The 6,240-nt window shown below is 73.6% G+C and carries 9 protein-coding genes; 7 read left to right on the plus strand and 2 right to left on the minus strand.

Annotated features, from left to right (window positions below; all coding sequences use genetic code 11):
- The first annotated feature begins 33 nt into the window (after nt 1-33).
- Nucleotides 34-315: a hypothetical protein gene (locus AC5L3X_RS18100; protein WP_494858186.1), complete on the plus strand. Its 282-nt coding sequence runs from the start codon at nt 34-36 to the stop codon at nt 313-315.
- A gap of 13 nt (nt 316-328) precedes the next feature.
- Here the strand turns inward: AC5L3X_RS18100 and AC5L3X_RS18105 are convergent, their stop codons facing one another.
- Nucleotides 329-646 (minus strand): cupin domain-containing protein, encoded by a 318-nt coding sequence (locus AC5L3X_RS18105; RefSeq protein WP_494858187.1) that lies wholly within the window; start codon nt 644-646, stop codon nt 329-331.
- A gap of 71 nt (nt 647-717) precedes the next feature.
- On the opposite strand from AC5L3X_RS18105, the gene AC5L3X_RS18110 reads away from it, so the two are divergent.
- The 4 genes from AC5L3X_RS18110 to AC5L3X_RS18125 all read left to right on the plus strand — a co-directional run bounded on the left by AC5L3X_RS18110 (nt 718) and on the right by AC5L3X_RS18125 (nt 3,428).
- Nucleotides 718-1,665 (plus strand): helix-turn-helix domain-containing protein, encoded by a 948-nt coding sequence (locus tag AC5L3X_RS18110; protein WP_494858189.1) that lies wholly within the window; start codon nt 718-720, stop codon nt 1,663-1,665.
- Between the two features lie 167 nt (nt 1,666-1,832).
- On the plus strand, nt 1,833-2,240 hold the full coding sequence (locus AC5L3X_RS18115; RefSeq protein WP_494858190.1) for a VOC family protein: 408 nt from the start codon (nt 1,833-1,835) through the stop codon (nt 2,238-2,240).
- A complete protein-coding gene (locus tag AC5L3X_RS18120) occupies nt 2,237-2,797 on the plus strand; it encodes a YdeI/OmpD-associated family protein (RefSeq protein ID WP_494858191.1) in 561 nt (186 codons plus the stop codon). Before AC5L3X_RS18115 ends, AC5L3X_RS18120 begins: the two co-directional genes overlap by 4 nt.
- A gap of 412 nt (nt 2,798-3,209) precedes the next feature.
- Nucleotides 3,210-3,428, plus strand: a complete 219-nt coding sequence (locus tag AC5L3X_RS18125) for a Mu transposase C-terminal domain-containing protein (protein WP_494858193.1) — start codon at nt 3,210-3,212, stop codon at nt 3,426-3,428.
- On the opposite strand, the gene AC5L3X_RS18130 is transcribed toward AC5L3X_RS18125, so the two are convergent.
- Entirely contained in the window at nt 3,367-3,777 is a 411-nt protein-coding gene (locus AC5L3X_RS18130; RefSeq protein ID WP_189127633.1) for a TOBE domain-containing protein, read from the minus strand. The two genes, AC5L3X_RS18125 and AC5L3X_RS18130, sit on opposite strands and share 62 nt — an antisense overlap.
- Before the next feature lie 196 nt (nt 3,778-3,973).
- On the opposite strand from AC5L3X_RS18130, the gene ccmA reads away from it, so the two are divergent.
- A complete protein-coding gene (gene ccmA, locus AC5L3X_RS18135) occupies nt 3,974-4,600 on the plus strand; it encodes a heme ABC exporter ATP-binding protein CcmA (RefSeq protein ID WP_494858195.1) in 627 nt (208 codons plus the stop codon).
- 41 nt (nt 4,601-4,641) lie between these two features.
- Nucleotides 4,642-6,111: a DUF6297 family protein gene (locus AC5L3X_RS18140; RefSeq protein ID WP_494858196.1), complete on the plus strand. Its 1,470-nt coding sequence runs from the start codon at nt 4,642-4,644 to the stop codon at nt 6,109-6,111.
- Nucleotides 6,112-6,240 lie beyond the last annotated feature (129 nt).

The following is a 6,240-nucleotide window of genomic DNA, read 5'->3' on the forward strand; positions in this document are numbered from 1 at the left end:
CGGCGTAAGAAGATCGCCGATTGTGAGGTACGGGTGTCGGTCGGACACGGTTCGCAGGAGACGAGACGAGGATCGCGGCCGTACGCGTGGATGCTGGCGCTGGCCGGGGTGGTGCTTCTGGCCGATCAGGCCGCCAAGTTCTGGTCGCCCGGCTTCGCCCAGGGCCATGTCGTCGACTTCATCGACTACGGCGGCCTGTTCGTCGGCAACGTCGCCGACATCGCCCTCACCGGAGGCTGCGCCCTGCTCATGCTGCTCAGCTTCCGTGGCATCCCCCTGGGGGACGTGGCCGACAAGGAACCCTCGTCCTCCTAGGGTGCGAGACGGCTCAGCGCGCGGGGATGCTGATGCCGAGCATGCGCGCTCCCGTCTCGGTGCGCGGCCGGTGCGTGCTGCCCGGAGCGAACACCACGTAACTGCCAGGCCCGAGCCGGTGCCCCCTGTCGACGAACTCTCCCGAGACGACGTAGTAGCGCTCCTCCCCGTCGTGCACGTCCACCTCCGGCCATTCGGCGCCCGGCGCGAAGTCGTACATCCAGCCGCGGGACCACTCGGTGGCGGGGAGCCGGCGCCGGACGATTCCGGGGACGATCTCGACGGCCTCGACGTCGTCGACGTTCAGGATCTGCATGTCGTCGTGTTCCATGACTCCCATCGTGGCCGGGGGAGACCCTCGGGCACAGTGACCGGATTGACATCCTCGGGTACTTTCCTGCCATGAGAGCTCACCGGGTCGTCGCGCTCGCGCTGCCGCCGCAGTCCACGTTCGAGCTGGCGTGCGCCGCCGAGGTCTTCGGGGTGCGCCGTCCCGGGCTGCCGGCCCCCTACGACTTCCAGGTCTGCGCCGAACACCCCGGCGCGGTGCCCACCCTGGCCGGCTACGACATGGCGGTGACCTCGGGGCTGGCGGCGCTGGACCACGCCGGCACCGTCGTGATCCCGGGCTGGCAGCGGCCCCTCGAGCCCGCGCCGCCGGCCGTCCTCGACGCGCTGCTCCGGGCCCACGGGCGCGGCGCCCGCCTGGTCGCGATCTGCTCCGGCGCCTTCCTGCTGGCCCAGACGGGGCTGCTCGACCACCGCCGGGCGACCACGCACTGGCGGATGGCCGCCGAGCTGAAAGACCGCTTCCCGCTCGTCGACGTCGACGCCGACAGCCTCTACGCCGATCTGGGCGACGTGGCCACCAGCGCCGGCACCGCCGCCGGCATCGACCTGTGCCTGCACCTGGTCCGCACCGACCACGGAGCCGCCTACGCCGCTCAGGTCGCCCGGCACATGGTGATGCCGCCGCACCGGGAGGGCGGCCAGTCGCAGTACGCCGCCGTGCCCCCGGCCGCCCGGCCGGCCGACTCGCTGGGGCCCCTGCTCGACTGGGCCGCCGAACGGCTGCCCGAGCCCCTCACCGTCGACCGGCTCGCCGCCCGCGCCGGGGTCTCCGCGCGCACGCTGGCCCGCAGGTTCGCCGACCAGCTCGGCGTCAGCCCGGGACGGTGGCTGCTCGCGCGGCGCGTCGCGGCGGCCCAGGCCCTGCTGGAGGAGACCGATCTGCCGGTCGAGACGATCGCCGCCCGCGTCGGCCTGTCCTCCGCGGTCAACCTCCGGCGCAGGTTCCACCGCGCCCTGGGCACCACCCCCGTCGCGTACCGGCGCACGTTCGGCCGCTGAGCGCCCGCGAGGCGGGGGCTGCTCGCCATCGGCGCCCGGCCGCCGTGGGGCAGCAGTGAGACGAGGCCCGGCCCACCCGGTCCGGAATTAGAGCGGATTCCCGCGTATCGCGGAAGCGAACGTTCCGCAATGGCTCCTAATGTTCGGGGTGAGGAAGGGAGCGACACATGTTGCGAGGACCGGCCACCATCAACTTCTGGGCCGACGACCTGGAGGCGGCCAAGAAGTGGTACACCGACTTGCTGGGCGTCGAGCCGTACTTCGAGCGCCCCGGCAACGGCCTGCCGGCCGGCTACTACGAGTTCCGGATCGGCGACCACCAGGCCGAGCTCGGCCTCATCGACCGGAGCTACGCCCCGCCGGAGCTGCCCAGGGAACCCGGGGGCGTGGTCATGCACTGGCACGTCGACGACGTCCAGGCCGCACTGGACCGGTTGTCGTCCATGGGGGCGACGCCGTACCTGCCGCTCACCGAGCGCGGCGCGGGGTTCGTCACCGCCGCCGTGATCGACCCGTTCGGCAACGTGCTGGGCATCATGTACAACCCGCACTACCTGGAGATGCTGGGCCGATGAGACTCTTCGCGGACGCCGCCCAGTGGGAGGCGTGGCTGGCCGAGCATCACGAGACCGAGGGAGGGGTCTGGCTGAGGATCGCCAAGAAGGGGTCGGCGCTCTCCACGGTCACGGTCGGGCAGGCGCTGGAGGTGGCGCTGTGCTACGGCTGGATCGACGGCCAGCGCAGGTCCCATGATCAGCACTGCTTCCTGCAGCGCTACTCGCGCCGCCGCAAGGGCAGCCCCTGGTCGCGGGTGAACGTCGGCCATGTCGAGAGGCTGTCCGCCGCCGGGCGCATGCGGCCGCCCGGCCTGGCGGAGGTCGCCGCCGCCCAGGCCGACGGCCGCTGGGCGGCCGCCTATCCCTCCCAGCGCGAGGCCACCGTCCCGCCCGACCTGGCCGAGGCGCTGGCGGACTGCCCGGAGGCCGCCGCGCGTTTCGGGGCGCTCGGCAGGTCGGACCGCTATCAGGTGATCCTGCCGCTGCTGACGGCCAGGACCCTCGCCGGACGCTCGGCCCGCCTGCGGAAGGCGATCGCCGGCCTGCTGGCCCCACCCGATGAATCTACAACGTAAAGGCGTTCGCCGGCGATACGCACCCACCGAAGCTCGATTCAGCTGCCGTGACGGCGGTCAGCGACCCGCCATGGTGACCGTGCCGCCGTCGCGGGCGGCCTGCCCGAACACCTCGTCCCTGACCCGGGCGAGTGCCAGGCCCATCGCGCCGGCCGGGCGGGCCGCCGGCCCGTCCCGGGCTACTCGGCGGTGTACGCCATCGTCAGGAAGCTCGACCCCGCACTGGTGACGCTCGCGCTGGAGGGTAGAAAAAGTACCGGGAGGTGTATGACCTGGTGCATCGTCGTGAAGCGGCCAAGCCGAACCAGATCTGACAGGCCGACCACACCGAGCTGGACATCTGGGTGATCGACGCCGCCGGCGAACCGGCCCGGCCGTGGCCGACGCTGATCGAGGACGACCACTCCCGCGCATGCCCGACTCCCTGGAACAGCTCGACCTGTTGCTGTCGACCGTCGCCAAACTCCGCAAGATCCACACTGACGGCATCCACTTCCTGACGTTGCGGTTCATCGACCCGGTCCTGGCTGACTACGTCGCCGAGCAGGTGACCGTCCGCAGACGGCTGCTCAGTGGCCGCTGGGCACGCGTGAGTGGTCGGGGATCTCCACGACGACGTTGGTGGACTTGATCACGGCGTCCGCCACCACTCCTGGCTCCAGGCGCAGCTCGTCGGCGGCCTGACGGCTCATCAGCGACACCACCCGGAAGGGGCCTGCGGCGATCTCCACCTGCGCCATCACCTCGTCCCTGATCACCTCGGTGACGATCCCGCGGAACCGGTTGCGCGCCGACGAGCGGCCGCTGTCGGCCGCGTCGATCTGGGATCGGGCGAAGGCGGCCAGGTCGGCGCCGCCGACCCGCCGGTGGCCGTGCTCGTCTCGCTCGGCCGGCAGGCGGCCCGCGTCGACCCAGCGGCGGACGGTGTCGGCGCTGACTCCGAGCAGTGTGGCGGCTTCGCTGATCCGGAACGTCGTCACACGCCTCACCCTATCCTCACGGCCGTTTGACCTCCGTCGGCCGTCAAGGACGTGGTTGGGGCCTTCCTCGGCCCGCATGTGAACGGCCGCTGCCGGCCCACGCCGGACCAACCGTCGTCACGCTCCCCCCAGGTCGAGCTCCGCGCCACGGACCGCGAGCTCCGCGAGTGACGAGCGGGGCGCGTAGGCTCGGGCCATGTCAGAGATGATCATCGCTGCGCACGGCGTCGAAGTGGAGCTGGGGGACACCCCCGTGCTGCGCGATGTCGGCCTCGTGGCCGCGGCGGGCGAGGTCGTCGCCGTGGTGGGGGAGAACGGCGTGGGCAAGTCGACGCTGCTGCGCTGCCTGGCCGGTCTGCGCCCGCCGCTTCGCGGCCGGATCGAGGTCCTCGGCGGACCTCCGGTCGACGCCGCCGGATTCTGGGAGCGGGTCGCGCTGGTCGCCGACGAGCCGGCCTGGTATCCGGGGCTGAGCGTCAAGGAGCATCTGGAGCTGATGCGCGCCGTCCACCGGGACGCCCGTCTGACGGTGGGGGAGGCGCTGGACACGTTCGAGCTGCGAGGACGTGCCGACCTGTCCCCGCTGACCCTCTCCACCGGGCAGCGGCAACGGCTGTCACTGGCGATGGCGCTGCTCCGGCCGAGCCGGCTGTTGCTGCTGGACGAGCCGGAGCGCGGGCTGGACACGGCGTTCCGGGCACGCCTCGCCGCGATCCTGAGGGGCTATGCCGGCGATGGGGGCACGGTGGTCATGGCGACGCATGACCTGCGGCTCGCGACGGCCACCGGGGCTCGCCTGATCACGCTGGAAGCCGCGTCGTGAATCCCGCGCGCGCCTATCTGCGTTCCCGCCGGGGACGGCCGATGAGCTGGTCGGATCGGTACGCCATGGTGTTCGGGGCGGCCCTCGCCGTGGCGCTGCTGGGTCGGCCTTTCGTCGCGACCGTGCGCGGGCTGGCGACCGGGGTCGATCCCGCGCGGCTGGGCGCGGCGCTCGCGCTGGTCATGGTCGCCTACGCGGGTTATCTCGCCCTGGCCCGTCTCCTGGGCCCCGTCGTGCTGCCCGCCGCCGACGCCGCCTGGCTGGTGCTGTCTCCGCTGCCGCGCCGCTCGGTGCTGGGCAGAGCGGTGGCGGCCCTGCTGGTGATCGCGGTCGCGGGCGGCACGGTGCTCGGCCTGGCCGCGCTGTCGGCGTTCGGCGCACCGGACGACCTCGTCCTCCGCCTGGTCGCGGCACTCGTGCTGGGCGTCGGCGCGAGCGCGGGAGGCATGGCGGCGGCGGTGCTCGCCCAGGCCTCCGGAGCGTGGGATTCCTGGCTGAAGGTGGCGATCACCGGCATCGTGCTGGTGGCCGTGCTGGTGGCCGTCCTGGGCGGTGGCGTTGCCCGGCAGGCCCTCACCGCCGTCGCCGGCGCGCCCGCCGGCCTGGCCGTTTCGGCGGCCGGCCTGGTGGCCGCCGGGGCGGCCGTGCTGCTGCGGCGGGCGTGGGCGGCGCTCGACCGCATCCCCGCTCGGCGGATCCTCAGCTCTTCGGTCAGGAGCGGGCGGGTGATCTCGGCCGCGGTCATCCTGGATCCCGGCGCGCTGACCTGGGCCGCGGAGGACGACCACTGGCGCGGACGGGTGCTGGGCTCCCGTCGCTGGCCCCGGTTCGCCGTCCTGGGCGGATGGGGAAGGGCGGTGGCGCCGGCCTGGCAGGAGTGGCGGCGGGCCAGGAGACGTCCGGGACGGCTGGCGGCGCTGGCCGGCTCCGCCGCGCTGCCCGCCCTGGCGGCGCAGGCCGCGGGAGGCCTGTCCGCGCTGTCGATCGGCCTCCTGCTGGGCGGGGCGCTGACAGCCGCCGTGGTGTTCGTCACCGGCGCGCGCCGGGACGGCGACAATCCCGCTCTGGCCCGGTTGCTGGCCGTGGACGGGCGAGCCCTGATGGCCGCGCGTGCGCTGCTGCCCGCCCTTACGGCAGGGGTGTGGTCCAGCCTCGCGCTGGCCGGCCTGGCGGTGGCCGGTGTCCTTCCCGGCGGTCCGTGGTGGCTGCTGGGCCCGGCCCTGGCTCCCGCGCTGGCCGCGGCGGCCCTGCGGATGGCCGGCCGACCGCCCGTCGACCATGCGCAGCCGGTCATCGAGACGCCGGCCGGCGCCCTGCCGACCGGGCCGGTGATCTGGGCGCTGACCGGCGTCGATCTCGCGCTGCTCGGCTGCCTCCCCACCCTGGCGGCGTTGACCGACCCGGCGGCTTCGCCGGCCATCTCCGTGGTCGTCCAGGCCGTCGTGGGAGGTGGCGTGCTCGCCGCCTTCCTGCTGCGCGGGGGCCGCCGGCCGGCCGCCTCCGGTGAGTAGAGCGCGAGGTCAGGCCGGCCGGGAGCCTCCGGGCCGAGGGGTGGCGGCGGCTAGAAGTCCATGTCGCCGCCGCCGGGCATGGCGGGAGCGGCAGGGGTCTTCTCGGGCTTCTCGGCGATGACGGCCTCG

Source organism: Nonomuraea sp. CX421, from assembly GCF_059358955.1.

Coding starts and splice junctions, on each gene's coding strand:
- AC5L3X_RS18105 (WP_494858187.1), bottom strand. CDS start 646: ATGGAACACGACGACATGCAGATCCTGAACGTCGACGACGTCGAGGCC.
- AC5L3X_RS18110 (WP_494858189.1), top strand. CDS start 718: ATGAGAGCTCACCGGGTCGTCGCGCTCGCGCTGCCGCCGCAGTCCACG.
- AC5L3X_RS18115 (WP_494858190.1), top strand. CDS start 1,833: ATGTTGCGAGGACCGGCCACCATCAACTTCTGGGCCGACGACCTGGAG.
- AC5L3X_RS18120 (WP_494858191.1), top strand. CDS start 2,237: ATGAGACTCTTCGCGGACGCCGCCCAGTGGGAGGCGTGGCTGGCCGAG.
- AC5L3X_RS18125 (WP_494858193.1), top strand. CDS start 3,210: ATGCCCGACTCCCTGGAACAGCTCGACCTGTTGCTGTCGACCGTCGCC.
- ccmA (WP_494858195.1), top strand. CDS start 3,974: ATGTCAGAGATGATCATCGCTGCGCACGGCGTCGAAGTGGAGCTGGGG.
- AC5L3X_RS18140 (WP_494858196.1), top strand. CDS start 4,642: ATGAGCTGGTCGGATCGGTACGCCATGGTGTTCGGGGCGGCCCTCGCC.